We start from the raw sequence: 23,749 nt of genomic DNA on the forward strand, positions 1-23,749 counted from the left end.
ACATGGCCGTTGCTGTATTGGTTGCCGCTCTGTTGATCGTCGGCGCGATCTTTTCGCTGCTTGCGGCAATTGGCATCTTGCGTTTTCCCGATCTCTACACCCGTATGCATGCAGCGTCTAAGGCCGGCACCGTAGGTTCAGGCCTGTTGCTGCTGGCTGCGGGCGTTCATTCTCTGGATGCGGCGATACTGATTCGGGCGCTTGCAGGCTTCTTCTTCTTCGTTCTGACTGCACCAATCTCGGCTCATCTCTTGGCAAAAGCCGCACATCAGGCCGGTTACAAACTTACGAAGCTGTCAGTTGTAGATCAGCTTCCACAAAAGTAGAGCCACGTCATCGCTGATCGATGACATTTCTGAATCTGTATTTCAGAACTTTGCGATGCAGTGTGGCCATTTTAGCAATTCGGAGATAAAGTTGCTAACTGTCGGCAAATTTATGTTTGGACATTTCACGCATCGATGTTAATCGAGTAAATGTAAAGTGTCGTCGTGGAAATACTTTGATCTGAAATTCCAGCTTGAGTTGTGAATGTTGGTTGTTGCTTTGAGAGTTCGGTCGTCCCGGTGACTCGGCAGCAGGTTTCGTAATCAAAATTCCTACTCTTGATATCGTGGCCGGCGTTTGTCCTTGCCGCGTTTGATGGTCCATCCCAAGGCAGCGAAGGCTTCCTGGCGGCTCTTGCAAGCGTTCCTCCCCCCGAGACGCCGTTTCGGGTTGTGCTGAAGTCCGATAGGAGAAAGAAATGACTGAAACAGCGCTTGGCGCGAGCCATGAACTTCTGGTTGAGCTGACGGCGGAAATCGTTGCCGCCTACGTCAGCAATCACGTGGTTCCCGTCGCCGAGCTTTCCACGCTGATCGCAGATGTGCACTCGGCGCTCAACAACACCGCGGCGCCGGCACCGGTCGTCATCCCCGTTGAAAAGCCGAAGCCGGCCGTGTCGGTTCGCAAGTCCGTCCAGGACGACCAGATCACCTGCCTCGAATGTGGCGGCACCTTCAAGTCGCTGAAGCGCCACTTGATGACTCACCACAATCTGTCGCCGGAAGAATATCGCGAGAAATGGGACCTGCCGACCGACTACCCGATGGTCGCGCCCGCCTATGCGGAAGCACGCTCGCGTCTCGCCAAGGAAATGGGCCTCGGCCAGCGCCGCAAACGCCGTGGCAAATAAGACTTCAACCGTCTGGTGAAGCCTTGCGGCTGGTTGCTGCAATTTGCCTGACGGCATTTGGTTTGAACACAAGGGCCGGGCCTGAGCATCCGGCTCTTGTGTTTTGTACTGTCACAGCGCGGTCGCTGCGGCAGGTCCTGACGGCGCCTTGAAGCCTTTCGCGCAAACGTGCGCAGCGGTTTTGCGATAACGACATGCGAAATATCATAAAACTTAAAGCGCAAGGCGCGAACCTGAGAGATCGCGACGCGCTTTAGGCGGCCAGCCGAAGCTCGGCTTCGTTCTTGATGCGGCGGATCATCGAGCGCAGGCCATTGGCGCGCTGCGTCGACAGGTGCTCGATCAGGCCGATCTTGCCGAAGGTATCGATCGCATCGGTCTTGGCGATCTCCGAGGCATGTTTGCCGGAATAGATGGCGAGCACGATTGCGACCAGGCCGCGCACGATATGCGCATCCGATTCACCTTCGAAAGTCAGGACAGGGTCCTCCGGATTGCCGGCCGTCTGGGTGACGAGCCAGACCTGGCTGGCGCAACCCTGAACCTTGTTTTCCTGGGTCCGCTTGGCTTCCGGCATGTCCGGCAGAGCTTTGCCGAGTTCGATCACATAGCGATAGCGATCCTCCCACTCGTCGAGGAAGGCGAAATCGTCGATGATCTGGTCAAGCGTCGTCATGGTCCGGGTCCAGTTATCAGGGGATTATACGCCCGCCGGTCCTTGCCGCGAACGAGCTTTGTCCCTGTTCATGCCCCTTTGCCATCAGGCATGCGGGCTTTCAGTCCTCATATAGGGGATGGCAAGCCCATTGAGAACCGCCAATAACAGTTACCTTGGGTGTCGGCGGCATTTCGCCGGCGCGGTCAGATCGAAACGCTTGACGGGAAGATGAAGGCATTTCCGGCGCCTGCATCGATCCCGCCGAGTTTGCCGACGGCCGCCGACAAGGCATGGCCGGCCGCGCGCGCATCGTCAGCGTCACGGGCAGATCCCTCGGTGTGCAATTCCTGCTCGGCCTTTTGCAACAGCTGCTTTATCTGCTCGGCAAGCGATTTGAGTTCGGCGGCCAGTTTCGTGGTGGCGCCGGACTCACCGTCATCGTCGCTGAATTCACGATAGGCGCGCTCCGCAAAGCTTGTCGGCTCTGCGGACGTGGCTGCATCGTTTCCGGCGATAGCACCTTCCACTTGCGCACTGCCGGTATCTGCCAAGGCGGCCACGGCCGCAGCGGAGGCAACGCCGTTTATCGCTCCGGCACCGTCTGCGCCGGCCAACTGCTGGGCTGCCGTGCCGAGTTGCTGAGCGAGTTGCTTGGCGAGCCTCGCGAGCGTTTCCGGATCCGATGCGAAGAACCGGAGCATCCGAAGCTGTTCCTTGATGTCGTCGAGCTTCTTCTTTGCTGCGGCGGCGCGGTCACCAGTGTCGTCATCGGTGCCGAGGAGCAATGCGGCCGATGCCGGGCTCTTGCCTTCGACGGCGGTCGATGTGCCGGCTGTCGCTGGCCGCGTCACGCCCGCATTCGAAAAAAGCCCGTAGATCTGCATTGGGTGCCTCCGCTTGCCGTGCGGCGGACCTAAGCAGCCACGGCTTGTGCGTGGCTGGCTCTTGGCGATCAAAGGTTGCGCCTGAAAAGAAAACGCCGCGAGGGGATGGGATCCTCGCGGCGGCCACGACAGGGCGGCAAGTCAGGCAGTTAAGTTGCGAATGGGTGGCCCGCCGGTCTCGACCGAGGGCTTGGCATGACTACTGGATGATCGCGGCCTTGGGATCGAGGCGCTTTTCCGGAACCGGCGTGCGCTTGAAGACAGGCTCTGCATCGATGGTGCTGACCTCGGTGGCGGGTGCTGCCACATGGGCAGCGGGCTTGACCGTGCCGGTCATGACCGGTGTGACCGTTCCGGTCATCACCTTGGCATCGGGTTGGGCCGCATCGGTTTCGGCAAACTGGGTATCCAGGAACTCATAGGCGATACGAGCGCCTTCGCGGGCCCTGTGGCCGAGGGCGACGAAGGTCTCTGCCCCTTTCTCGCAAATCTCAGGCTTCTGGATGCAGATGGCGCTGATGTATTGGAAGGCCTCATTGGCGGCGGCGAAGGTGTCGCCAAGCTCGACCTTGGGAGCGTGCTCCAGCTTCTGCGAGCTCGACGGATCGAGGAATGGCAGCAGCACCAGCACCAGCGAAAACCAAAATGTCGCCTTGATGAGAAACCACATGTTCTGCCCATCCTTCGTTCAGCTGCCTGAGCTCGCCAGTCTTCTAGCCGGCTTTTGTGCCTTCGGCATCCCGCAGCGCCGTCGTATCCCCTGATACCCGTTCACGCTGCCGTCGTTTCCTCGGGGAGCTGCTGCCTTCGAGGCAGCGTCCGTCCCTTTGTTGACACCGACATTAGGACGGGAATCACAAGACGGCTTTTCAAAATCGCGCGGCATTTGCTTCAAATTTTAATGAAATGCCGCCGCCGAGTGCTTTGCCGCGCATTTGTGTCGCATTTTAGCTTTCGCCGTTAAGGTTCGTGGCGGGACCCTGTGTGCGAAGCCCGGAAGCGTCGGCAATGGCGTGCCGGCGGGCTCGCCACAATCGTTAACGCTGTGCAGAAAATGCACAGAAATCCGTTGCTTACGCCCCGTTAACCACAAGAAATGAAGGTCGCTCAATTTGCTCCAAAACGGGATTTTTCGGCCGTTTCGCACCGTTCCGGCACGGGCGCGTTTATTCTTTCATTAAGCCGGGGATGCGAGATTCCGACATGTCACGAGGCGGTCTGAACCGCGGTTTCCAAATAGGGGAAATCGGTCGCGCCAGCCTCGCAAGAACAACAAATGTAGCAGGGTAAAGCGTGAGCGTATTGCGTAACATGGCTGGCAGATGGGCGTCCCGCGTGGACGAGATCGCGGCCCTGTGGCTGCCCCGTCGTGAGGCTTCTTCGCCCGCCGGGCGCCGCGACACGAAACGTTTGCGCACTGTTGCGGCCGTGTCTTTGACGACACTGCCGGTGGCGCCGCTCGCCCTGTCGCTCGCCATACCCGTGTCCTCGGCCCTGCCGCTCGGAACCGCTCTTTGGGCTTCCGCTTCGCTACTGGCGGCAGCCGTGGCGATCGCTCGCGGCCGAGCGCCGGAAACTGCTGCGCCGGCTCCGTCCGATCCCGTTCTCCGGGACCTCTCGGCAGCCTATGACCTGTTTGCGGGCCTCGTGACCGTGCATGACCTGCGCGGCAATGTCCTTTCCGTGCATGGGCGCGATGCCGCCGAGCACCTGACGCTGATGCGCGACCCGGCGGGCCGCGGCTTCATCGAGCAGATTCACGTCTCCGACCGCATTACGTTCCTGAGCGCGATCGACATCCTTCGCCAGGGCGGCGATCGGGCGACGGTCGATATCCGTATCGAACGGCGGACCTTGCCGATCGAAGGCGAACAGTTCGTCTACATGTCCTGCGACTTGGCGCCCTTGCGCGATCGCGATGGCAACTTGACGGCGATCCTTGCGCAGTCGCGCGATGTCTCTCAGGAGGCAGGCCTGCGCGCCGAGGCGGCGGCCCGGACCGCCGAAGCGGAGTCTGCGAACGATGCCAAGACCCGTTTCCTCGCCGCCGTCAGCCACGAGCTGCGCACGCCGCTCAATGCGATCCTCGGCTTTTCCGACGTGCTGGGCGGCGAGTATTTCGGCAAGCTCGAGAACGATCGCCAGCGCGAGTATGTGAGCCTCATCCACAAGTCGGGCGAACATCTGCTCTCCGTCGTCAATACCATGCTCGATATGAGCAAGATCGAGGCGGGACGCTACGAGCTCATGCCCGAGCCGTTCCGCGTCGCCGAGGCGGTTGCCGCCTGCGAGGCGATGCTGTCGCACCAGGCCGCGGAAAAGGGCGTCAAGCTCGTCAGCCGCGTCACCCGCGGCATTGGCGAAGTCAATGCCGACCAGCGCGCCTTCCAGCAGGTTCTCATCAACCTGGTCGGCAACGCCGTGAAGTTCACCGACCATGGCGGCGTCGTGACGATCGACGCTGAAGTGGACGGTGCGATGCTGAAGCTCTCGGTCAGCGACACCGGAATCGGTATTGCCGCCGACAAGCTGGAGCTGCTCGGTCAACCTTTTGTCCAGATCCAGAACGACTATACACGCCGCTACGAAGGCACGGGTCTTGGCCTTTCGCTGGTCAAGGGCCTCGTTGCCCTTCATGGTGGCGACCTCACGATTCGCAGCCGCGAGGGTGAGGGGACCGTCATCGTCGTGACGATACCGCGCGACGGCTCCGGCATCGCCGTTGCCGAGCAAGAAGAGCAGCGTTCGTCGGTGACGGTGGAATTTCCGCCGCGCCTACGCGACGGAGAGGCGAGGCCGGCCGCCGAAGGAGGGCGGTCCGAAGACGTTGGTTTGAACGAGGAACGGGGATATGGCGCCGCGCAAGCGAAAACAGCCTGAACGGAAGAAGGCCGCGCGGCGTGCGCCTGGCCTGGCCGTGCGCGGGCTGGCTCTTGCCGGACAGGGTGTTGGGCTTGCCGGCCGGCTGATGGCGCGCCATCCCCTGGTCTCTGGCGGCTCGGCCGCCTTCCTGGTCGTGTTTTCCTTCGTTGCCGCCAATGCCATGTGGTACCAGCACGGTGTGCACCCGTCACCGCTGATGCGCACCCGCGTGCCGCTCGTCAGCGCCGAAACCGCGCAGCGGATCGCCATCGCCAAGGGCGAAGAGATCGAGCCGCGCAACGTGACCACCTTCGTCATCGAGCGCGAGGGCGAGGCCAAGGCGGACAATGTCGAGGACGTGATAGCTGCGGCTTCCGCGGATCTGCCGACAGAAAAACCGTCGCCTGAGCGCGTGGCAAGCGTGCCCGGTGGCGCGACCTCGAAGCTCGTTGCCGACATCCAGAAGGAACTGAACCGCGTCGGCCTTTATGACGGCGCGCCGGACGGGCGCAGCGGCCCACGGACGGCGGCCGCGATCCTGCGCTTCGAAGCGCAGGCCGGCCGCGCCGAGACGGGTTCGGCCAGTACAGAGTTGCTGCAGGCACTTCGGGCGGCACCTGGCGATCAGGCTGCTCAGGTCATGCCGGCGGGAAGACCTCTCGCCGAGGCCAAGGGCAGTGGCGTTGAGATCGATCCGGTCGCTGCCGCCATTCGTTCCTCCGAGAAGGAGAGCAATTTCGTTCCGCGTGCCGAAATCCCGGTTTCGAGCGCCTTGGTGCTGAACATCCAGAAGGGGCTGAGCAACCTCGCCTATGCGGATGTGACGGTCGATGGCGTCGCCGGAGCGCAGACGCGGGCGGCGATCCGCCATTTCGAGAAACATTACCGCCTGCCGCAGACCGGTGAACCGAGTGCCCAGGTCTTGAAAAAGCTCAAGGAAATCGGCGCACTCTGATTGCCAGTGGGGTTTGACCGCGCCGCCGATTTGCCTGCGCCGTCCAGCGCGTGTATCAGCCTTTCATGCGCCTGAAGTCTCACATCTTCGTCTCGTCCCTCTTGCGCCGCGCGTTTTCGCTCGGCGGCTATGCGGCCGTGCTGCGCAAGGGAGCGGAGGAGGCCGGTGCGATCTTCATCCGCCAGCGGACGCGGCTCGGCACGGAGACGCTCTTTGCCCCGGCGCCGCAGAATTTCTTCGACGACGAAGTCGCGCTCGGCCGCAAGTTCGAAGTGAGGCTGCGCGACAGCGATACTGAGCGGGTCGATGCGGCGCTCGCAGGCGAAATCCGCTTCGATCCGGATTGCTGGATCGTGGAGATCGAGCTGGACGACCATGGCGATCTGTTCGAGGTGGTTCCGGAGGAAGGGGCAAGCCGGCCCTGACACCGTCTTGCCGATCGCAATGGCCGCATCGCAGGACCGCAGGCTCCGACGGGTCGCGAGTGGAGTTGGACCATCGAAGCGATGAAGCAGCTTTTCTAGGGCGGGCGAGGACTCACCGGTACGCCCAGGCATGTTCCCGAAACGGGAAGCAGACCGCGTCAAGGCGAGGAGCAGGATGAGTATTTTCTGCGCCTAGCCGCGTCGCCGGCCGAAAAGCCGCTGGGGCTGCACATTGCCGGCGGCCGCTGCAATCTTGCGGGCGCCGATCTGCCGCGCATCGTTGGCGGGATTTTCGGCAAAGTAGGCTTCGTGCCTTGCCGCTGGAGCGCTTTCTTCGGCCTCTGCCTCGAACCAGCCATCGAGCTGTTCGCGGCAGGCGGTACGGTTCATGGCGCCGATCAACGCTTCCGCATGGCTCGTCTCGCCGAAGGGCTCACGAAGATGCGGATACAGGGCCTGAAGCACGAAACCGGCATCGGTCGCCTGGACATCGAGCGCGACGAGGCTCGTCGCAAGCCGCTGTCCGGAAATATCGAGCAGGATGCGCTCGACGTGGGCGTCCTTGGTGCCGAGCGCCTGGCCGAGGACGCGCGAGAACAGGATGATCTCGCCGCTGCGGGCAAAGCGAACAAGCAATGCAGCATGCACGTCATTGATTGCCTCGGATGAGGCGGCCGGCGTGGGGTTGCGTGACCCCGCTCGCGCCAGGGTCTTGATCTCGTGCCTGAGCGCTTCTTCGCGGGCGGTGCGCAAGGAAGCGGCTGCAGCCTCCGGGTGTGTCTGTTCCGCCACCGCCTGCTTTGCCGCGCTGCTGCGCGCGGCAAGCCCGAGTGGATTGTGGTGCTCGACCAGGGCATCGACGACAAGAGGGGAGAGGTTGGGACGCCGCGCGATTGCTGCGGCATGTTCCGGCCCGCGCTCGCGGATGACCGCAATGAGAGTGCGGTCGGCTATCGCCTTCGAACGCGTCAGGAAAATCGCGGCAATCGAAATCGGCATGCCGCCGATCAATGCGGCGACTGTTTCGGGGATCTGCGAGCACTGGGAAAGGGCTGCCGCCGCCTGACGGCGCGCTTCGTTGCTGGAGCCGAGGAAGAGCGGTTCGAACAGTTCGGCAAACTGCTTCATATCGGATTTGCGGGGGATGCGCAGGCTTTCGAAACCGGTAACCGTCGCCATCAGGACAACGTCCTTCAAGCGGCCGGTCTGTGGCCTTTCCAACTCACGAAAGCGATCCGTCACGGTAATTCCCTGCACGCAAAACATGATCGCCGTTTCCGGTGATCCGGAAAGGCACACGTCGCAAAAATTAGAAGAAAAGCGTTAGCGCACTGTTAACTATGGATGTTGGAGCTTTATTCAGGCTTACGGCACATGCGTGGCGCGCGACAGGGCCGCCCATTCGCCCCGCTGGCCCCGCATTTCTCGGGGACATCCGCGGCATCAGCCATAAAAAATCCACATGCGGTCAGGAGTTATCGCGGCGACGGTCAAGGGCTCCGGACGCCCGCCGACGTTTGGAGGCCAAATGAAGAGGGGCCTCTCCATGGGAGATATGGAACTGTGAAGAAATTTATCCTGCGCGCAGCGGCGGTCTGTGCGCTCCTCGCGGCCCCGGTTGTCGCCGAGGCTGCCGAAGGCTTTGCCACTGCCAATGTGAACATGCGCTCCGGTCCGAGCACCCGCTATCCGGCGGTATCGATGATCCCGGTCGGCGAATCGGTGGAAATCCACGGATGCCTTGCAGATCTGCCGTGGTGCGATGTCTCGTTCTACGGTGGGCGCGGCTGGGTCGCCGGGCGTTATGTCCAGGCCGACTATCGCCGCAATCGCGTTTACGTCGAGCCCCGCTATTATCGCCCGCTCGGAATTCCAACGGTCGTCTTCCAGTTCGACAACTATTGGGACCGCAACTACCGCGGTCGTGACTTCTATCGCGAGCGCGATCGTTGGCGCCACGGACCGGATTGGGTCGACGACCGCCGGAATCGTCGCGACTGGGAGCGCCAGCGCGAGCGCGACCGCCGCGACTGGGAAAGTGACCGCCGCCGCGAGCGCCGGGACTGGGAAACCGGTGAACGTGAAGACGAGTGGCGGCGCCGCGAGAGCGAATGGAACCGCGAGCAGACCGTGCGTGAAGAGCGCCGCGAATGGGAACGTCGCAGCGACGGCGTGCGCGTTCGCCAGAACGATGACGGCATCTACGAAGGCGCCCGCCCGGCACCGTTTGTTCGGTGCCAGTTCGACGATCCGAACTGCGAAAACTGACGTGGAGCGCCTGAAACGGCGTTCTTGCGTTGGACTGGAAAACGGGCGGCTCTGGCCGCCCGTTTGCTTTTCGGCGCTCCGGTTTTCTGCAGCTTCTGGCGGAACCAAACGCCATCCGGAGCGTTGAGACGGCGCAGACAAGGGAGCATTGTAATGGTGGAAAAGAAACTGGAGGCCGTGCAGACAGTCAGCGAAAACGTTTCGCAGGCGCAAGCGCGTGCTGAGGTTGATGTGCAGATTGCCGAACTGCGGGCGGAAATCGCCCGGCTGACCGAAGCAGTCTCTGCGATTGGCAGCGGCACGAGGGCAGTCGTGCAGGGCGAGGCGGAGTTGATGGTGGAACGCGTTCGCGAGCGCGTGCGCGAGGAGCCGCTGTCGACGCTGGTGGCGGTTGCCGGGGTGTCGTTTCTGTTTGGCCTGATCTCGCGACGCTAGCGAAAAGCCGCGGTTTGCGAACCGCCGCTCCGGGTTGTTACCTCGGATACATCTCGGGGGCTCGTCTGGCGAGATAATGAATTTAGGTTGGTGTTGCAGCGGTGTATTAGCAATCTGTTAACCAGCCTATGGCTCAATCGGGGCGGACCCGTTATCATCGGGCTGCGTCGTGTGAACCAGAAGAGCAACATCCGGGCGACCGGAAGAAGGAGCAAACGAGAAAAGCGCGCCTGTCCAGGCAAGGCCTGGAAAAATGCGCTGGCCCGAGAGGGCAGGGTGAAATCTGTACGGTAGTTCATCCGTCTCAAGACTTTGTGGAGACGAGCATGGCAGACGTGATCAGAATTCAGGACCGAAAGGTTCGCGTACCGCCGCGTAGACCGCCGGCCATATCGGGCGGGGCCAAAGTGCTTCTGTTTACCGGTATCCGCTACGAACGCCTCGACCGCGACCCGCAGCCGACGGCACCCGATGGACGCCGGATCAAGAAGCAGTAACGTTCGATTTCCCGCATCGGCGGCCGGTTACGACCGGGCGCGCGTCCTTGGCCCGAAACCTCAGGGTCCTTCACCATAATTCCTGCACTGAACGTAGTCTTTGCGTTGGCTGTCTGCCGCGCGCAACCGCGACAGCGCGGTCAGATGCCTTCACGTCCGAAGCATCTAAAGCGCCGTGCGTTCAAATGAACGCACTAAGGTCGCTCTAGCACTTTGTTTCTAGAGCATCTTTCCGCTTCAAGTGATTCCACTTGAAAGCGGGATACTCTAGCGCCGAAATGGCTCGCAGCTTGATTCCGCAAGGAAATTGCGGACCTGCTCCTCGAAACTGTCGACTGGCGCCATCGCTCTCAAAACGGCGTAGCCGTCCTGTTCCTTCATCTCCACCATGATCGATTGTGCCAGTGCCTCCGGCGGAGACTTGCGCAGTTCTACCAGCTGAATCGGCGTCGCGACGACAAGATCGAGCTTGCCGTTGACCGCCGTGTGGTCGTTCATGCTGAAGACTTCGTTCGAATTGCTGTCGAAGACCGCGAGCGACCAGAACGGCACGCTGCCGCTGGCGAGGAAGCGCGCCGGCCCGTCCGAGATCGAGAAGCTGCAAACGGCCGCCCTGAGATAGGGATCGTCATTGGCAAGGCCGGTCGACCCCGGCGTGCTCGTCAGCGCGAAGAAACTGTCCATCTCGAGCAGCCCCAGCACGCGGGTATAGGCGTCGCGGCCGGTAAATTGCGGCAGCGACAGGATGATGATGATGTGCAGCAGGGCGGCGCCTACGAGGCCGAGGACCGTGGCGAAGAGAACCTTACGCATCGCCGCACCCGGTCTTGGTGATAACAGGCATGGCGAGGTCGATCAGGCCCGAGGAACCTGCAGTCGGCGTGTCGAGCAGCGTCAGGACCAGCCGGAAGGTCCCCGCATGGCGCACGGCCAGCCAATTGTCCGGCTGGGCGTTCGGCGACACATGGATAGTGAAATTGCTGTTTTCGCTACGCAGCACCGTCCAGGAATTGAGGGCCGAGGGCAGGTCGGAGCCGGGACGCAACGGCAGGCCGTCGGCATTCGCGGCATAAAGCGTCCAGAAGCGAGCCTGCGGCGTCAGCCCCGTGACGTCATAGGAGCAGGTCGCCTGGAGCTTCTGGCCCTTGTCGTCGGTCTGGGCGCTGAACATCAATCCTTCGGCGCCACCGTACAGAAGTTCGCCCGCGCGCGCCCGGTGCGCCTTGGCATAGGGATCGGCATTGATCGTCTGCGCTTCCGGAAAAGCAACCCACGGGCCGATCGCGATCGAGCCGAAACCGACGGTCGCCTTCAGCGCCCATACGGCCGAGGCAATGCCGCCGCCGAAGGCGATGGCAAGAGCGAGGGCGACGAGGAAGGGGATTCGAAACAAGGGCGGCTCTATCGGAAATCGTTCGGCGGCGGGGCAACATGGGGTTGCCTCCATATCTCGCCGAAATTGGCGCCCGGCGCAACGGCGACTGACGGGGCGCGCGCGGCCTCACGATGAGATGGATGCCGCGGGCCTGGCCGGGAGACTTTAGTTGCTGGCGGCATTGGGGTCCGTCTGTCCGGAGCGTTTTTCTTCGGCAGCGCCGAGGGCGGCGAGCCTGCCGCCGGCCTTTTCTGGCGCTTTCAGTGCTGGGGCCTTTTCGAAGGTCTCGCCGATCGTGCGCAGCAGGCGGGTGACCTCGGCCGACAACGAGCGCGGGCGGACGAGTGGCGGCAGGGCGTTCTCGTCCGGCTTGGCCGTCGCGACCTCTGGCTGCTTCGCCGGCGCCGTCGGGGCGGTGACGCCGGGGATAGCGCGGTGCTCGATGCCTTGCTCGGCATAGTCCATTAGCCGCTTGAAGGTCATCGCCGGCAGGGAGCCGCCGGTCATGTTGTTGGTGGACGTGTAGTCGTCGTTGCCGAACCAGACGGCGGTCGTATAGTCGCCGGTGAAGCCGGCGAACCAGGCGTCGCGATAGGCCTGCGTCGTGCCTGTCTTGCCGCCGACGACAATGCCGTTGTCGAGCGCAGCCTTGCGCGCCGTGCCGATGATCGGAATCTGCGTCAGCATCGAATTCATCGATGTATTTGCGGTTTCCGAAAGCACGCGCCGCGCCGGCGGTTCGTCACGCCCGAAGTCGTAAAGAATGTCGCCGTCATAGTTGAGAATCTGGCTGATCCCGTGGCGGCGCGACTGCATGCCGCCGGCCGGAAACACGGCATAGGCGGTCGCCTGATCGAGCACTGTCACTTCGGAGGTACCGAGCGGCATCGTCTTGTCGGTGCGCAGCGGTGTTTCGATGCCCATTGCCTTGGCGGTCTGAGCGATCAGATCGGTGCCGAGCTTGTCCTTGGCGAGGCGCACGGGGATGGTGTTGATCGACTTGGCGATCGCCGTGAGGATGGTGATACGCCCGGCATAGCTGCGGCCGTAGTTCTGTGGTGACCAGCCGCGCCAAGTGATCGGTGCGTCGACGACGACCGTTTCCGGCGTCATGCCTTTTTCCATCGCCGCTGCGTAGGTGTAGACCTTGAAGGAAGAGCCTGGCTGGCGCAACGCGCGGGTCGCCCGGTTGAACTGGCTCTCGCCATAGTCGCGGCCGCCGACCATGGCCCGCAACGCGCCGCCATTTTCGATCATCACGAGCGCGCCCTGCTTCACATGGAAGCTCTCTCCATATTGGCGCAGGCTCGATTCGACCGAGTCCTCGGCAGCGTTCTGCAGGCCCATGTCGATCGTGGTGCGCACGATCAGCGAGTGCTGCGCGAAGGGACGGGCGATGCGCTGGACTTCGTCAAAGGCCCAATCGAGGAAGAAGTCGGGTGCCTTCACCTGGGCGCGATCGATCACGGTTGCGGGAGTGAGCCGCGCCGCAATCACCTGGCCTTCCGTCATCAGCCCGCCCTGGACGAGGTTGCTCAGAACCTCGTTGGCGCGTCCGCGCGCGGCCGGCAGGTTGACGTGCGGCGCGTAACGGGCCGGTGCCTTGAAGAGGCCGGCCAGCATCGCCGATTCCGCCAGGCTGACATCGGTGATCGACTTGCCGAAATAGAACTGCGCTGCCGCTGCCGCGCCGAAGGTGCCGCCGCCCATATAGGCGCGGTCGAGATAGAGCCTTAGGATTTCCTTCTTCGAAAGGTTGCATTCGAGCCAGACGGCGAGGAAGGCTTCCTTGATCTTGCGCTCGATCGTGCGTTCGTTGGTGAGGAACAGGTTCTTGGCGAGCTGCTGGGTCAGTGTCGAGCCGCCCTGGACGACACCGCCGGCGCGGGCATTCTCGGTCATCGCCCGGGCAAGGCCGAGGAAGTCGATGCCCCAATGGTCGAAGAAGCGGCGATCTTCGGTCGCCAGCACCGCCTTGATCAGATGGTCAGGCAGTTCGTCGATCGGCACGGAATCTTCGTGAATGATGCCGCGGTGGCCGATTTCATTGCCGTAGCGGTCGAGGAAGGTGACGGCGAAATCGCTCTGGGCGCGCCAGTTTCCCTTGGTTTCCTCGAAGGCGGGAAGCGCGAGCGCCAGCATCAGCACGGAGCCGACGGTGCCCCAGTTCATGCCTTCGCCGAGCACCTCGAAGACGACCTTTTTCCAGCCTGTGACGCGGAAACGGCGGAAGAAGATGGTGGTATCTTCCCACCATTGCGACAGCTTGAAGCCGGCATTCCAGACCGTGGAATCGATCCAGGAGTCGACCCTGAGAAAGATGTGCCGTTTTTTCGGCCGGTTATCGTCTTTCCTCGGTTCCCGCACGTCTCAACGTCCTGAAGGCTTTGTGGCATCATGCCGGCGCCGGGCAATATTTGCACGACGTCAAATTCCAATCTACTTGCATATCGCGCCGCCGGCCTTAAAAAACCGGCAATTTTCTGCGAAATTTCTGTATCGCGGGCTATTTGACGAAAGTGTGATGACGATGGGCGAAATGCCTTTCTGGAAGGCGAAAAGCCTTGAGGACATGACCAATACGGAGTGGGAAAGCCTTTGCGACGGCTGCGGGCTCTGTTGTCTGAACAAGCTGGAGGATTGGGATACCGGCGAGATCGCCTGGACCTCGATCCGTTGCACCTTGCTCGATGGCGAGAGCTGTCGTTGCAAGGACTATGAAAACCGGCAGGCGACGGTGCCCGATTGCATCCAACTGACACCCAAGGCCGTGCGCGAGATCACCTGGCTGCCGCCGACGTGCGGTTACCGCCTCGTTGCCGAGGGGCGCGATCTCTATTGGTGGCACCCGCTGGTTTCAGGCGACCCGGACACGGTTCATGCTGCAGGCATTTCGGTGCGTGGCCGCACCGTCGCCGAGGATGGCATCGATATCGAAGACTATGAAGATTATCTCGTCACCTGGCCGCTGGAAGTGGGACAGGAAAGCGTGGATTGAGAGGGGACCGGCCGGCGCTTCGCAATCGCCCTGAGAGCGGAGCGCTTTGCATTCCGGCGAGGCGGCTATCCGCTTTTCGATCCAGCGTAATGCGCGTCGCGATCATTCAGATTCGCTCCTTGCGCTTTAAGTTTTTTATATCTCGCATGTCGTTATCGCAAAACCGCTGCGCACTTCTGCGCGACAGGCTTTAGTGACTGCCACCGTTCTTCTTGACGAGGTTTTTCGGCGCGACGTTACGCCAGGCGGTTTCCATCGACTGGCGGACGAGACCCTCGTCCGCTTCGACGAAGTAGAATGAGGTCCAGCCGCGGTCGCCCCAGCCGCCGGGCACGGCGGCGCAGACCCCGGGCTCCATTTCCAGAAGCATGCGCTGCTGGTCAGGCGTGAATTTGAAGACCGCGCGACCCGCTTCCGGCAAGCTCATAAAAATGCGCTTTCCCACCCGGAAGTCCCGTGTGCCGAAATGCGCGTTTTCTTCCGTTCCCGGCAAGCTTAGCGCGAGTTTTTCGATCTCTTCGGTTAGCATTCGGGAAGAGTAACATGGTTTTTCCGAATGGCCAAAAGGCTGAAAATCGCCACAAAAATCGAAGGGCCGCAGCATTTGCCACGGCGCCTATCCGTTCGAGCGGCGACGGAACACGCGGCATTGCAGGACGTGTTTCATCCCGACCCGAAGGTTCAACTCCGTGTTGCGTCTTCTCTATGTTGGGAGGGTCATGGCGCGCGACAATCGATGCGCCGTTGACAGGCGTTACTCAGCCGGTTGGATCGGCTTCGGGGTGCTTTCGCCGGCAGCGCGCATGGCGCGCCATTCGTTTTCGAAACGGTCGAGCAGCGATTGCGGTACTTTGGACTGCTGAGATGCGGGCTGGTTGTTGGCGAGCGTCTGCATCCGATCCTCCCGGGCCTATGACGGTTTCATGACGTTTGATGCGGCGGACAATTTCATATCGTAAAGACTTTGTAAATCAGTGGCTTAAATCATTTAAACGATTGAAAAATATTTAAATCGATTAATTTTTCGTTGATCCACAGCCGTCCGTCAATTCACAGATGTGGTAGTTCAGATGCGACTAAATTGGCTGTTCTTTTGAAGTAATTTTGCGAACGTCTATTCTTTGTACGCGAACGCCAAGCTTCACGTATTCAGGCACGAATAGGATGTGCCGAACGTCGGCACGCTTGCGCGCTAGGGGGCGAAAACCATCGCTATGAAATCGAAGGGTGTCAGTGGCTTAGCCTGGCTGCCGGAATCGGGCTGCGATCGACTTGACTCAACCTCGCAGGGTGTTGACTCAGTTTTCGAACGATCGCCGCCAAGGGATTCAAAGGAATCGGGAATCGCTTCCTGCTTGATGTGCTGTCTCAGTGTTCGGGCTATGGCGGATGCCCTGGCCATCGCGACGCGCGAGCCTATGACGACGTCTGAAGTCTAGCGAAACATACTTAACAAAAGGCTGCCACGACCAAGGCCGGTGAGCTTCAAGCTCTGTTCTCCCAGCAGCCGCGCAGATGAAACTGTCGCATGAAGTGGCTATCGCTTGCCGAACGAGGGCCTTGGCCCGGGTTCCGTCAGGGATGGAATCGCTGCAATCTAGGGTCGGAATTCCAGTTGAGTCTGTGGGTTTTCCAATGGGTTCCTGGTGGCTCGGAAGGCCGACATTCATTTGCCATTCAGCCTCATTCGGTTATTGCTTCTGCCATGATGCTTCCCAAGTCGAAAGTGCGTTCATGTCTTCACCAGTGATCATAGCCGCGCTTGCTGCAGGCCTCGCGGGCTTCAGCCCGCCTGCGATCAACGTGCCGTCGGATAATGTCGTCCGTGTGGCCGGCGATTGCAGCGCGGCCGCTGCACAGGTGGTCGCCGACACCGGCGGCGAGTTGTTGTCGGCACAACCGACGTCCGATGGCCAGTGCGTGATCACGGTGCTCGTTCCCGGTAACGGTGGGCGACCGAAAAAGGTGACCGTCAAGGTGCCGATGTAAGCGATCCCTGCAGTACCGTGCGTCTTGTCCGATGCGAAAAGGTCGCTGCAGTGCTTTGAATGCCTGCATGTTTCTGTCCTTAAATCGGCTAGGATTTAGCGAAACAAGCAGCGGGGATGGCCGCGAGAGGAAGTAGAGGCGAATGCGCATTCTGATTGTCGAGGACGACGCCAACCTGAACCGGCAGCTCGCCGAAGTGCTGAAGGAGGCCGGCTATGTCGTCGATCAGGCCTATGACGGCGAGGAGGGGCACTATCTCGGCGACGCCGAGCCCTACGATGCCGTGATCCTCGATATCGGCCTGCCGGAGATGGATGGCATCACGGTTCTGGAGAAGTGGCGCGGCGATGGCAAGACCATGCCGGTGCTGATCCTGACGGCGCGCGATCGCTGGAGCGACAAGGTCGCGGGCATCGATGCCGGCGCCGACGACTATGTTGCCAAGCCCTTTCATGTCGAAGAGGTTCTCGCTCGCATCCGCGCCCTGATCCGTCGTGCTGCCGGCCATGCAAGCTCGGAGATCGTCTGCGGCCCGGTGCGCCTCGATACCAAGGGTTCCAAGGCAACCGTCGATGGCGTGGCCCTCAAGCTGACGTCGCACGAGTTCCGGCTGCTTTCCTATCTCATGCACCACATGGGCCAGGTCGTTTCGCGCACGGAACTGGTCGAGCATATGTACGACCAGGATTTTGACCGCGATTCCAATACGATCGAAGTGTTCATCGGCCGGCTGCGCAAGAAGATCGGTAACGACCTGATCGAAACGGTGCGCGGTCTCGGATACCGAATGCAAGCGCCGGGCAATGGCAATTAGATCGCTCACAGCCCGCGTATTGGCGGTTTCCACCGTCTGGGCGGTCGTCGCCCTGGTCGTGATCGGCGTGGTCATTTCCGAACTCTATCGGCAGGGCTCCGAGCGCGGCTTCAAGGACCTCTTGCGCGCGCAGCTTTTCAATGTCGTCAATTCGATTTCGGTCAACGAGAAGACGGTCCTCTCTGGAAGCCCGCAGCTCGGCGATCTCCGCTTTTCGCAGCCGCAGACCGGCTGGTACTGGATCGTCGATCCGATCGGCGAATTCGACACACCGCCCTTGATCTCGACGTCACTCGGCAACGGCAAGCTGCCGATCGCCAGCGTCGATGAGGTTCCGTTCGACACCGGCTACGTCCGGTTCTACACCACCAAGGATCCGTTCGGTAACGAGGTCGAGGTGTCCGAGACCGAGGTCGTGCTCGACATTCAGGGCCACACCGCGCGTTTTCGCGTGGCCGGCAACCGTGATGTCCTCGAAGCCGACATCAATCGCTTCACCCGAAACCTGACCATCGCGCTCTCCATCTTCGGTCTTGGCGGTCTCGGGATGAACGCGCTGACCATCCTCTTCGGCCTGCGTCCGCTCGATCAGGTCCGTCGCTCGCTGGAGAAGATCCGCACCGGCGAAAGCGAGAGGCTCGATGGAGCCTTCCCACGCGAAATCCAGCCGCTGGCCAACGAAGTCAACGCGCTGATCGACAGCAACCGCCGCATCGTCGAGCGTGCGCGCATGCAGGTCGGCAACCTCGCGCATTCCTTGAAGACCCCGATCGCCGTGCTCCTCAACGAGGCCCGCGTGCTGGATGCGTCGCATGGCGAACTGGTGCGCAACCAGGTCGATGCGATGCAGATGCAGGTTCAGTCCTATCTCAGCCGCGCGCGGATCGCGGCGCAGCGTGAATCCGTCCTGGCGAGGACCGAGGCGCAGCCGGCGCTCGAACGCCTGGTTCGGGTGATGCGCAAGCTCAACCCGGAAAAGCAGGTCCATCTGTCGATCAATCCGCCGGCACTGGTGCTCGCGATGGAATTGCAGGACGTCGAGGAAACCGTTGGCAACCTGCTTGAAAATGCCGCCCGCCACGCCCGTGGCGAGGTGTGGCTGAACGTGCGGCCGGCGCCGGTCGAGCTGCATGCGAAGGAACCCGGGAGGCAGTGGATCGTGCTCGACATCGATGATGACGGCCCGGGGCTCAATCCCGACCAGATTGCGCTGGCGATGAAGCGCGGCAAGCGGCTTGACGAAAGCAAGCCTGGAACCGGGCTCGGGCTTTCGATCGTCAGCGAGATCGTGCGGGAGTATCAAGGCACCATTACGCTGTCGCGACGGGACGAAGGGGGCTTGCGCGCGCAGCTCCTGTTGCCGGCCGCGGCCTAGTGCAAGATGAGGAAGGGCGTGCGCGGTTTCGTGATCTAGGTGTCACACCCGTGCTCGAAAATGTCACATCGGCAGGGCGCGCCGTTGCCTCGGCAGGCGGGGAATGCCAAAAGAAAATCAAGGACAAGTCGTCATTTGACCCGAATGCATGGGGTTCTTGAATGCGGCTTCGGATAGGGATGATTGAGTGTCGCGGATCATGAGGAACCAGGCAGAAATGACACGGACTTTTGTCGTTGGCGGTAGGATCGTGGTGATCGCGTCGGCCGTGGCTCTTGCCGGTTGCGGCTCCACCTCGGGCGGCAAGGGTGCTGTCGCTGGCCTCGGTTCGACCGCGACCCGCGCTGTCTCCTCGACAACCTACATCGCTGCGCTTCAGGGCGGCGTGATCGGTCGCCTTGCCGATCTCGATATCGGTACGTCCGACCGCCAGCGGGCGCTTGAGGCGGAGTATCGCGCACTCGAGGCGGCACCGGGTGGCCAGCCTGTGACCTGGAACGGACGCGGCGTCAGCGGCTCCGTCGTTGCGGCCGCTCCCTATCAGGTCGGATCGCAGAATTGCCGCCAGTACAGCCATACCGTCACGGTCAAGACCCAGGCGAAGACGGCCCGGGGTGCCGCGTGCCGCAATCCCGACGGCAGCTGGACGCCGCTGACCTGAGCGCAGCTTCTCTGAGGCGTCCGAGCGTTGTCAGGGACGGGCTTGGCCGGCCGTTGCGGCGAAACGCCTCAAATCTCCGTCATGACGGGTTTTCGAGTTGGAATGGCATGGGCCTCATAGTATTGAGCGTCCATGTTGTTCTGGATCCTCGTCGCCACTTTGACGGCGGCCGTCGCCGCCGTGCTGATCCTCCCGCTGATGCGGGCAGGGGAAGCCCCATCGTCTCCCCACAGCCATGACATCGAGGTCTATCGCGACCAACTCGACGAACTGAAGCGCGATCAGGACAGCGGTCTGATCGGCAGCGACGATGCCGAGCTTGCGCGCGCCGAAGTGGCGCGCCGATTGCTGGCAGCCGGCGACAGCGATCGCGCTGTGGCGACGGCCGTTTCGCCGCGGCGCGGGGCCAATCGTCTGGCCCAGGTATTCGTGCTGCTCTGTCTTCCCGTGGTTGGGCTCTGTCTTTACTTGCTGACGGGGAACCCGGGCGTGCCGGCTCAGCCGCTTGCCGCTCGTCTTGCCGATCCCAACGGCGACATCAATGTCCTGATCGCCAAGGCTGAAAATCACCTTGCGGTGAACCCCAACGATGGCGCCGGCTGGGATCTGCTCGCGCCGATCTACATGCGCAACGGCCGCATTGAGGAAGCGGTTGACGCCTATGACCGGGCGATCCGCTTGCTGGGGCCGACGCCGGCGCGTCTCGGCGGATACGCGGAGGCGCTCGTTGTGCAATCCGACGGCCTCGTGACGACGAAGGCGCAGGAGGCGCTCCGGCAGGCACTGACGCTCGACCCCAATGATCCGCGCTCGGAATTCTACCTTGCCCTCGGTCTCAAGCAGGAAGGCAAGAAGGAGGAGGCGCTGACTGCCTTCAACAGGCTGGTCGCGACGTCGCCTGCGGACGCGCCATGGCTGCCGCTGGTCAAGCAGCATGTGGCAGAGCTGACGGGCGCCGGCACCAGCAGCGCTGCCGCACCTGGCAATCCGAACGCCGAGGATGTCGCTGCCGCCGAGAGCATGAGCTCCGGCGATCGTCAGGAAATGATCCGCGGCATGGTCGAAAGCCTCGAAAGCCGCCTCAAGGAAAATCCAGATAACCTCGAAGGCTGGGCGCGACTGATCCGCTCCCATGTTGTCCTTGATCAACGAGACAAGGCCGCGGCAGCGCTAAAGGAGGGCCTGAAGACCTTCCCGGCCGATGGCGACGGGGGCAAACAGCTCCTGACGCTTGCTCGTGAACTCGGGATTGCGACCGATGGAGTGACGCAATGACGCGCAAACAAAAAAGACTGGCGATCATCGGCGGCGGCGTCGGCTTCCTGGTTCTCGCAGCCTTTCTTGTCATGTTCGCCTTCAGCCAGGCGATCGCCTATTTCTACGTGCCGAGCGATCTCGCCAAGGCGAACGTCTCTCCGGGTACGCGCATCCGCCTCGGCGGTGTGGTTGAAGGGGGGTCGGTGAAACGCGGCGACAGCAAGACGGTCACCTTTACCGTCACCGATACGCTTGCCGGCGTGCCGGTAACCTACACGGGCATCCTGCCCGACCTGTTCCGCGAAGGGCAGGGCGTGGTGACGGAGGGAGCCTTCGTTCAAGGGAGTTCCGTCTTCGTGGCGGATACGGTTCTCGCCAAGCATGACGAGACCTATATGCCGAAGGACGTCGCCGACCGCTTGAAGGCCCAGGGCGTTGAGCTCAGCGGGAAGGAAACCATTAAATGATCATCGAGCTCGGACACTACGCGCTGGTCCTGGCATTGGCGACCGCGGTCATCCAGGCCGCTTTGCCGATCCTCGGAGCACGGCTGAACGATCGCGGCTTGATGGAACTGGCGTCAAGCGCAGCGGTCGCCTGTTTTCTGCTGGTCGCTTTCGCTTTCGTTGTGCTCACCTTCGCCTATGTGACCTCGGACTTCTCGGTTCGCAACGTCTGGGAAAACTCCCATTCCCTGAAGCCGCTGATCTACAAGATCTCGGGTGTGTGGGGGAACCACGAGGGATCGATGCTGCTGTGGCTGCTGATCCTGACGTTCTTCTCGGCACTGGTCGCAGCCTTCGGGCGCAACCTGCCGGAAACGCTGAAGGCGAATGTGCTTGCGGTCCAGGCCTGGATCGCGATGGCCTTTGCGCTCTTCATTTTGCTGACGTCCAATCCGTTTGCGCGGTTGATCCCGGCGCCTGGTGAAGGCAAGGACCTGAACCCGATCCTCCAGGATGTCGGCCTCGCCATTCATCCGCCGCTGCTCTACCTCGGTTATGTCGGCTTCTCTGTCTGCTTCTCCTTTGCGATTGCCGCTTTGATCGAGGGCAGGATCGATGCCGCGTGGGCGCGCTGGGTGCGCCCGTGGACGCTTGCCGCCTGGACGTTCCTTACTGCGGGCATTTCCATGGGCTCCTACTGGGCCTACTACGAGCTTGGCTGGGGCGGCTGGTGGTTCTGGGACCCGGTGGAAAACGCGTCCTTCATGCCCTGGCTCGCGGGCACGGCGCTGCTGCATTCGGCCCTGGTCATGGAGAAGCGCGAAGCGCTGAAGATCTGGACCGTGCTGCTCGCGATCATGACCTTCTCGCTGTCGCTGCTCGGCACCTTCCTCGTACGTTCAGGCGTGCTGACCTCGGTTCATGCCTTCGCCACGGATCCGACGCGCGGTATCTTCATTCTCGCCATCCTCGTCTTCTTCATCGGCGGCGCCTTCACACTCTTCGCCTTGCGTGCCTCGCATCTGAAAGCCGGCGGGATCTTCGCGCCGATTTCGAAGGAAGGCGCCCTTGTCTTCAACAACCTGATCCTGACGACGGCGGCCGCGACCGTGCTGACCGGCACGCTCTACCCGCTGGTGCTGGAGGCGCTCACCGGCGACAAGATCTCCGTCGGTCCGCCGTTCTTCAACATGACCTTCGGTCTCTTGATGCTGCCGCTGCTCTTCGCGGTACCGTTCGGTCCATTGCTCGCCTGGAAACGCGGTGACCTGGTCGGCGTCGCCCAGCGGCTCTTCGCTGCGGTTGCGGTCGGTCTCGTGTTCGGTACCGGCTACTATTACGCAATGAATGGCGGCCCGGTCCTGGCGCTCTTCGGCATCGCTCTTGGCGTCTATCTGATCGCCGGTTCCCTGACGGATCTCGCCTTGCGCTCCGGTCTTGGCAAGGTCGCGGGCAACGTTGCCTGGCGGCGCTTCACCGGCCTGCCGCGCTCCGCCTTCGGCACGGCGCTTGCTCATATCGGTCTCGGCGTCACCCTGATCGGCATCGTCGCCGTCACGGCGTTCGAAACCGAGACCGTGGTCGAGATGAAGCCCGGCATGACGGTCGATGCCGGCGGCTACACCCTGCGCTTCGATGGCATGCGTAACGGTAGCGGCCCGAACTACACCGAAGAATCCGGTCACTTCACCATCAGCCGCGGCGGCGTTGCCGTGTCTGAGGTCTGGTCGTCGAAGCGCCTCTACCAGGCGCGCCGCATGCCGACGACGGAAGCGGGCATCCGCACCTTCGGCCTCAGCCAGCTCTATGTTTCGCTCGGTGACCAGATCAGCGAAGGCGGTATCGTCGTGCGCATCTGGTGGAAGCCGATGATCCTCTGCATCTGGGGCGGAACCCTGTTCATGATAGCTGGCGGATTCGTGTCCTTGAGCGACCGTCGCCTGCGCGTCGGCGCGCCGGCCCGGGCCAAGCGGGCGAAGACAGTACCGGTGGGAGCTGCCGAATGACCCGTCTGCTGCTGGCGCTTCTGCTGTTTCTCTCGCCGATCGGCTCGGCCTTCGCGGTCAATCCGGACGAAGTGCTCGCCGATCCCGCGCTGGAAGCGCGGGCGCGGGCGATCTCGGCCGAGCTCCGCTGCATGGTCTGCCAGAACCAGTCGATCGACGATTCCAATGCGGAGCTCGCCAAGGACCTGCGGGTGCTTGTGCGCGAGCGCCTGGCCAATGGCGACAGCGATGAAGCGGTGATCGATTATGTCGTGTCCCGTTACGGCGAATTCGTGCTGCTGAAGCCGCGCTTCGAGACAAAGACGCTGATCCTGTGGGGCATGCCCGCGACCCTGCTGCTCGTCGGGGCGATCACCCTTGTCATTGCGGCCCGCCGGCGCGGCGCCCAGGCAAAGGGAACGCCGCTTTCCGAGGATGAAAAGGAAAAGCTGAAGAAGCTGCTTCAGCCCTGACGTCTGTCAAAAAGCGACGTGGCGCAATTTGCCGCTTCGCGCTCCTCGTCTCCAGGCCAACATGTTGAAACCGTTGGGGATCTCTCCGGTTGGAGAGCGGAGCCATTTGTGATGGCCCACGCTTTGGAACGGGCTTGAGCAGTGTCCCTCTTCGCTGTCGCCGAACATTACCAAAAATTCATTTTCCGGACAGAACTCAGTAAGGTCCCATCCGT

The 23,749-nt window shown here is 61.9% G+C and carries 26 protein-coding genes; 17 read left to right on the top strand and 9 right to left on the bottom strand.

Features of this window, described 5'->3' with window-relative positions; translation table 11 throughout:
* The first annotated feature begins 2 nt into the window (after window positions 1-2).
* Together mnhG and mucR are read left to right on the top strand one after the other, a co-directional pair.
* Window positions 3-326, top strand: a complete 324-nt coding sequence (gene mnhG, locus ACN9MO_RS03550; protein WP_057251077.1) for a monovalent cation/H(+) antiporter subunit G — start codon at window positions 3-5, stop codon at window positions 324-326.
* A 419-nt stretch (window positions 327-745) separates the two neighbouring features.
* A complete protein-coding gene (mucR, locus tag ACN9MO_RS03555) occupies window positions 746-1,177 on the top strand; it encodes an exopolysaccharide biosynthesis transcriptional regulator MucR (RefSeq protein WP_034789336.1) in 432 nt (143 codons plus the stop codon).
* Between the two features lie 253 nt (window positions 1,178-1,430).
* Here the strand turns inward: mucR and ACN9MO_RS03560 are convergent, their stop codons facing one another.
* The 3 genes from ACN9MO_RS03560 to ACN9MO_RS03570 form a co-directional block, all read right to left on the bottom strand.
* Window positions 1,431-1,853 (bottom strand): SufE family protein, encoded by a 423-nt coding sequence (locus ACN9MO_RS03560; protein WP_057250417.1) that lies wholly within the window; start codon window positions 1,851-1,853, stop codon window positions 1,431-1,433.
* 185 nt (window positions 1,854-2,038) lie between these two features.
* Complete coding sequence (locus tag ACN9MO_RS03565; RefSeq protein ID WP_057250415.1) at window positions 2,039-2,719, bottom strand: hypothetical protein; 681 nt, start codon at window positions 2,717-2,719, stop codon at window positions 2,039-2,041.
* Between the two features lie 199 nt (window positions 2,720-2,918).
* On the bottom strand, window positions 2,919-3,389 hold the full coding sequence (locus ACN9MO_RS03570) for a DUF5330 domain-containing protein (RefSeq protein ID WP_113132796.1): 471 nt from the start codon (window positions 3,387-3,389) through the stop codon (window positions 2,919-2,921).
* Between the two features lie 641 nt (window positions 3,390-4,030).
* Between ACN9MO_RS03570 and ACN9MO_RS03575 the strand changes: the two genes are divergently transcribed.
* The 3 genes from ACN9MO_RS03575 (at window position 4,031) to ACN9MO_RS03585 (ending at window position 6,961) form a co-directional block, all read left to right on the top strand.
* The gene (locus ACN9MO_RS03575; protein ID WP_057250412.1) at window positions 4,031-5,599 is read left to right on the top strand and encodes a sensor histidine kinase; all 1,569 of its coding nucleotides are present in this window, start codon (window positions 4,031-4,033) and stop codon (window positions 5,597-5,599) included.
* Window positions 5,571-6,536, top strand: a complete 966-nt coding sequence (locus tag ACN9MO_RS03580) for a peptidoglycan-binding domain-containing protein (RefSeq protein ID WP_057250410.1) — start codon at window positions 5,571-5,573, stop codon at window positions 6,534-6,536. The genes ACN9MO_RS03575 and ACN9MO_RS03580 overlap by 29 nt, the downstream gene beginning before the upstream one ends.
* 65 nt (window positions 6,537-6,601) lie before the next feature.
* Window positions 6,602-6,961 carry a DUF1491 family protein gene (locus ACN9MO_RS03585; protein ID WP_057250408.1) on the top strand — a complete coding sequence of 120 codons (360 nt, stop codon included), beginning with the start codon at window positions 6,602-6,604 and terminating at the stop codon, window positions 6,959-6,961.
* Window positions 6,962-7,153: 192 nt separating this feature from the next.
* Here the strand turns inward: ACN9MO_RS03585 and ACN9MO_RS03590 are convergent, their stop codons facing one another.
* The gene (locus tag ACN9MO_RS03590; RefSeq protein ID WP_057250406.1) at window positions 7,154-8,227 is read right to left on the bottom strand and encodes a DUF2336 domain-containing protein; all 1,074 of its coding nucleotides are present in this window, start codon (window positions 8,225-8,227) and stop codon (window positions 7,154-7,156) included.
* Window positions 8,228-8,524: 297 nt separating this feature from the next.
* Here ACN9MO_RS03590 and ACN9MO_RS03595 point away from each other — a divergent pair, with 297 nt between their 5' ends.
* From ACN9MO_RS03595 to ACN9MO_RS03605, 3 genes are all read left to right on the top strand, one after another.
* The gene (locus ACN9MO_RS03595) at window positions 8,525-9,229 is read left to right on the top strand and encodes an SH3 domain-containing protein (RefSeq protein ID WP_082615819.1); all 705 of its coding nucleotides are present in this window, start codon (window positions 8,525-8,527) and stop codon (window positions 9,227-9,229) included.
* A gap of 153 nt (window positions 9,230-9,382) precedes the next feature.
* On the top strand, window positions 9,383-9,664 hold the full coding sequence (locus ACN9MO_RS03600) for a hypothetical protein (RefSeq protein WP_057250404.1): 282 nt from the start codon (window positions 9,383-9,385) through the stop codon (window positions 9,662-9,664).
* A gap of 326 nt (window positions 9,665-9,990) precedes the next feature.
* On the top strand, window positions 9,991-10,161 hold the full coding sequence (locus ACN9MO_RS03605; RefSeq protein WP_176707512.1) for a hypothetical protein: 171 nt from the start codon (window positions 9,991-9,993) through the stop codon (window positions 10,159-10,161).
* A gap of 267 nt (window positions 10,162-10,428) precedes the next feature.
* On the opposite strand, the gene ACN9MO_RS03610 is transcribed toward ACN9MO_RS03605, so the two are convergent.
* The 3 genes from ACN9MO_RS03610 to ACN9MO_RS03620 all read right to left on the bottom strand — a co-directional run bounded on the left by ACN9MO_RS03610 (window position 10,429) and on the right by ACN9MO_RS03620 (window position 13,903).
* Window positions 10,429-10,974 (bottom strand): DUF1254 domain-containing protein, encoded by a 546-nt coding sequence (locus ACN9MO_RS03610; RefSeq protein ID WP_057250402.1) that lies wholly within the window; start codon window positions 10,972-10,974, stop codon window positions 10,429-10,431.
* The gene (locus ACN9MO_RS03615) at window positions 10,967-11,554 is read right to left on the bottom strand and encodes a DUF1214 domain-containing protein (protein ID WP_058325572.1); all 588 of its coding nucleotides are present in this window, start codon (window positions 11,552-11,554) and stop codon (window positions 10,967-10,969) included. The genes ACN9MO_RS03610 and ACN9MO_RS03615 overlap by 8 nt, the downstream gene beginning before the upstream one ends.
* A gap of 147 nt (window positions 11,555-11,701) precedes the next feature.
* Entirely contained in the window at window positions 11,702-13,903 is a 2,202-nt protein-coding gene (locus ACN9MO_RS03620; RefSeq protein ID WP_057250398.1) for a transglycosylase domain-containing protein, read from the bottom strand.
* Window positions 13,904-14,066: 163 nt separating this feature from the next.
* Here ACN9MO_RS03620 and ACN9MO_RS03625 point away from each other — a divergent pair, with 163 nt between their 5' ends.
* Window positions 14,067-14,534: a YcgN family cysteine cluster protein gene (locus ACN9MO_RS03625; protein WP_057251076.1), complete on the top strand. Its 468-nt coding sequence runs from the start codon at window positions 14,067-14,069 to the stop codon at window positions 14,532-14,534.
* A gap of 190 nt (window positions 14,535-14,724) precedes the next feature.
* Here ACN9MO_RS03625 and ACN9MO_RS03630 read toward each other — a convergent pair whose 3' ends face one another.
* Entirely contained in the window at window positions 14,725-15,063 is a 339-nt protein-coding gene (locus ACN9MO_RS03630; RefSeq protein ID WP_057250396.1) for an MmcQ/YjbR family DNA-binding protein, read from the bottom strand.
* A gap of 225 nt (window positions 15,064-15,288) precedes the next feature.
* Window positions 15,289-15,429: a hypothetical protein gene (locus tag ACN9MO_RS03635; protein ID WP_173515957.1), complete on the bottom strand. Its 141-nt coding sequence runs from the start codon at window positions 15,427-15,429 to the stop codon at window positions 15,289-15,291.
* A gap of 839 nt (window positions 15,430-16,268) precedes the next feature.
* On the opposite strand from ACN9MO_RS03635, the gene feuN reads away from it, so the two are divergent.
* From feuN to ACN9MO_RS03675, 8 genes are all read left to right on the top strand, one after another.
* Complete coding sequence (feuN, locus tag ACN9MO_RS03640) at window positions 16,269-16,523, top strand: two-component system FeuPQ modulator FeuN (RefSeq protein ID WP_057250394.1); 255 nt, start codon at window positions 16,269-16,271, stop codon at window positions 16,521-16,523.
* 142 nt (window positions 16,524-16,665) lie between these two features.
* Window positions 16,666-17,337, top strand: a complete 672-nt coding sequence (gene feuP, locus ACN9MO_RS03645; RefSeq protein ID WP_034789361.1) for a two-component system response regulator FeuP — start codon at window positions 16,666-16,668, stop codon at window positions 17,335-17,337.
* Window positions 17,327-18,712: a sensor histidine kinase gene (locus ACN9MO_RS03650; RefSeq protein ID WP_110879845.1), complete on the top strand. Its 1,386-nt coding sequence runs from the start codon at window positions 17,327-17,329 to the stop codon at window positions 18,710-18,712. Before feuP ends, ACN9MO_RS03650 begins: the two co-directional genes overlap by 11 nt.
* Before the next feature lie 217 nt (window positions 18,713-18,929).
* Window positions 18,930-19,373, top strand: a complete 444-nt coding sequence (locus ACN9MO_RS03655; protein WP_057250390.1) for a hypothetical protein — start codon at window positions 18,930-18,932, stop codon at window positions 19,371-19,373.
* A 132-nt stretch (window positions 19,374-19,505) separates the two neighbouring features.
* Complete coding sequence (gene ccmI / locus ACN9MO_RS03660) at window positions 19,506-20,648, top strand: c-type cytochrome biogenesis protein CcmI (protein ID WP_113132794.1); 1,143 nt, start codon at window positions 19,506-19,508, stop codon at window positions 20,646-20,648.
* Window positions 20,645-21,097 (top strand): cytochrome c maturation protein CcmE, encoded by a 453-nt coding sequence (gene ccmE, locus ACN9MO_RS03665; protein WP_057250386.1) that lies wholly within the window; start codon window positions 20,645-20,647, stop codon window positions 21,095-21,097. Before ccmI ends, ccmE begins: the two co-directional genes overlap by 4 nt.
* Entirely contained in the window at window positions 21,094-23,082 is a 1,989-nt protein-coding gene (locus ACN9MO_RS03670) for a heme lyase CcmF/NrfE family subunit (protein WP_113132793.1), read from the top strand. The genes ccmE and ACN9MO_RS03670 overlap by 4 nt, the downstream gene beginning before the upstream one ends.
* Window positions 23,079-23,534 carry a cytochrome c-type biogenesis protein gene (locus ACN9MO_RS03675; protein WP_112995398.1) on the top strand — a complete coding sequence of 152 codons (456 nt, stop codon included), beginning with the start codon at window positions 23,079-23,081 and terminating at the stop codon, window positions 23,532-23,534. The genes ACN9MO_RS03670 and ACN9MO_RS03675 overlap by 4 nt, the downstream gene beginning before the upstream one ends.
* The last annotated feature ends 215 nt before the right edge of the window (window positions 23,535-23,749 follow it).

The organism is Ensifer sp. R-19 (assembly GCF_049905105.1).
GTDB lineage: Bacteria > Pseudomonadota > Alphaproteobacteria > Rhizobiales > Rhizobiaceae > Ensifer.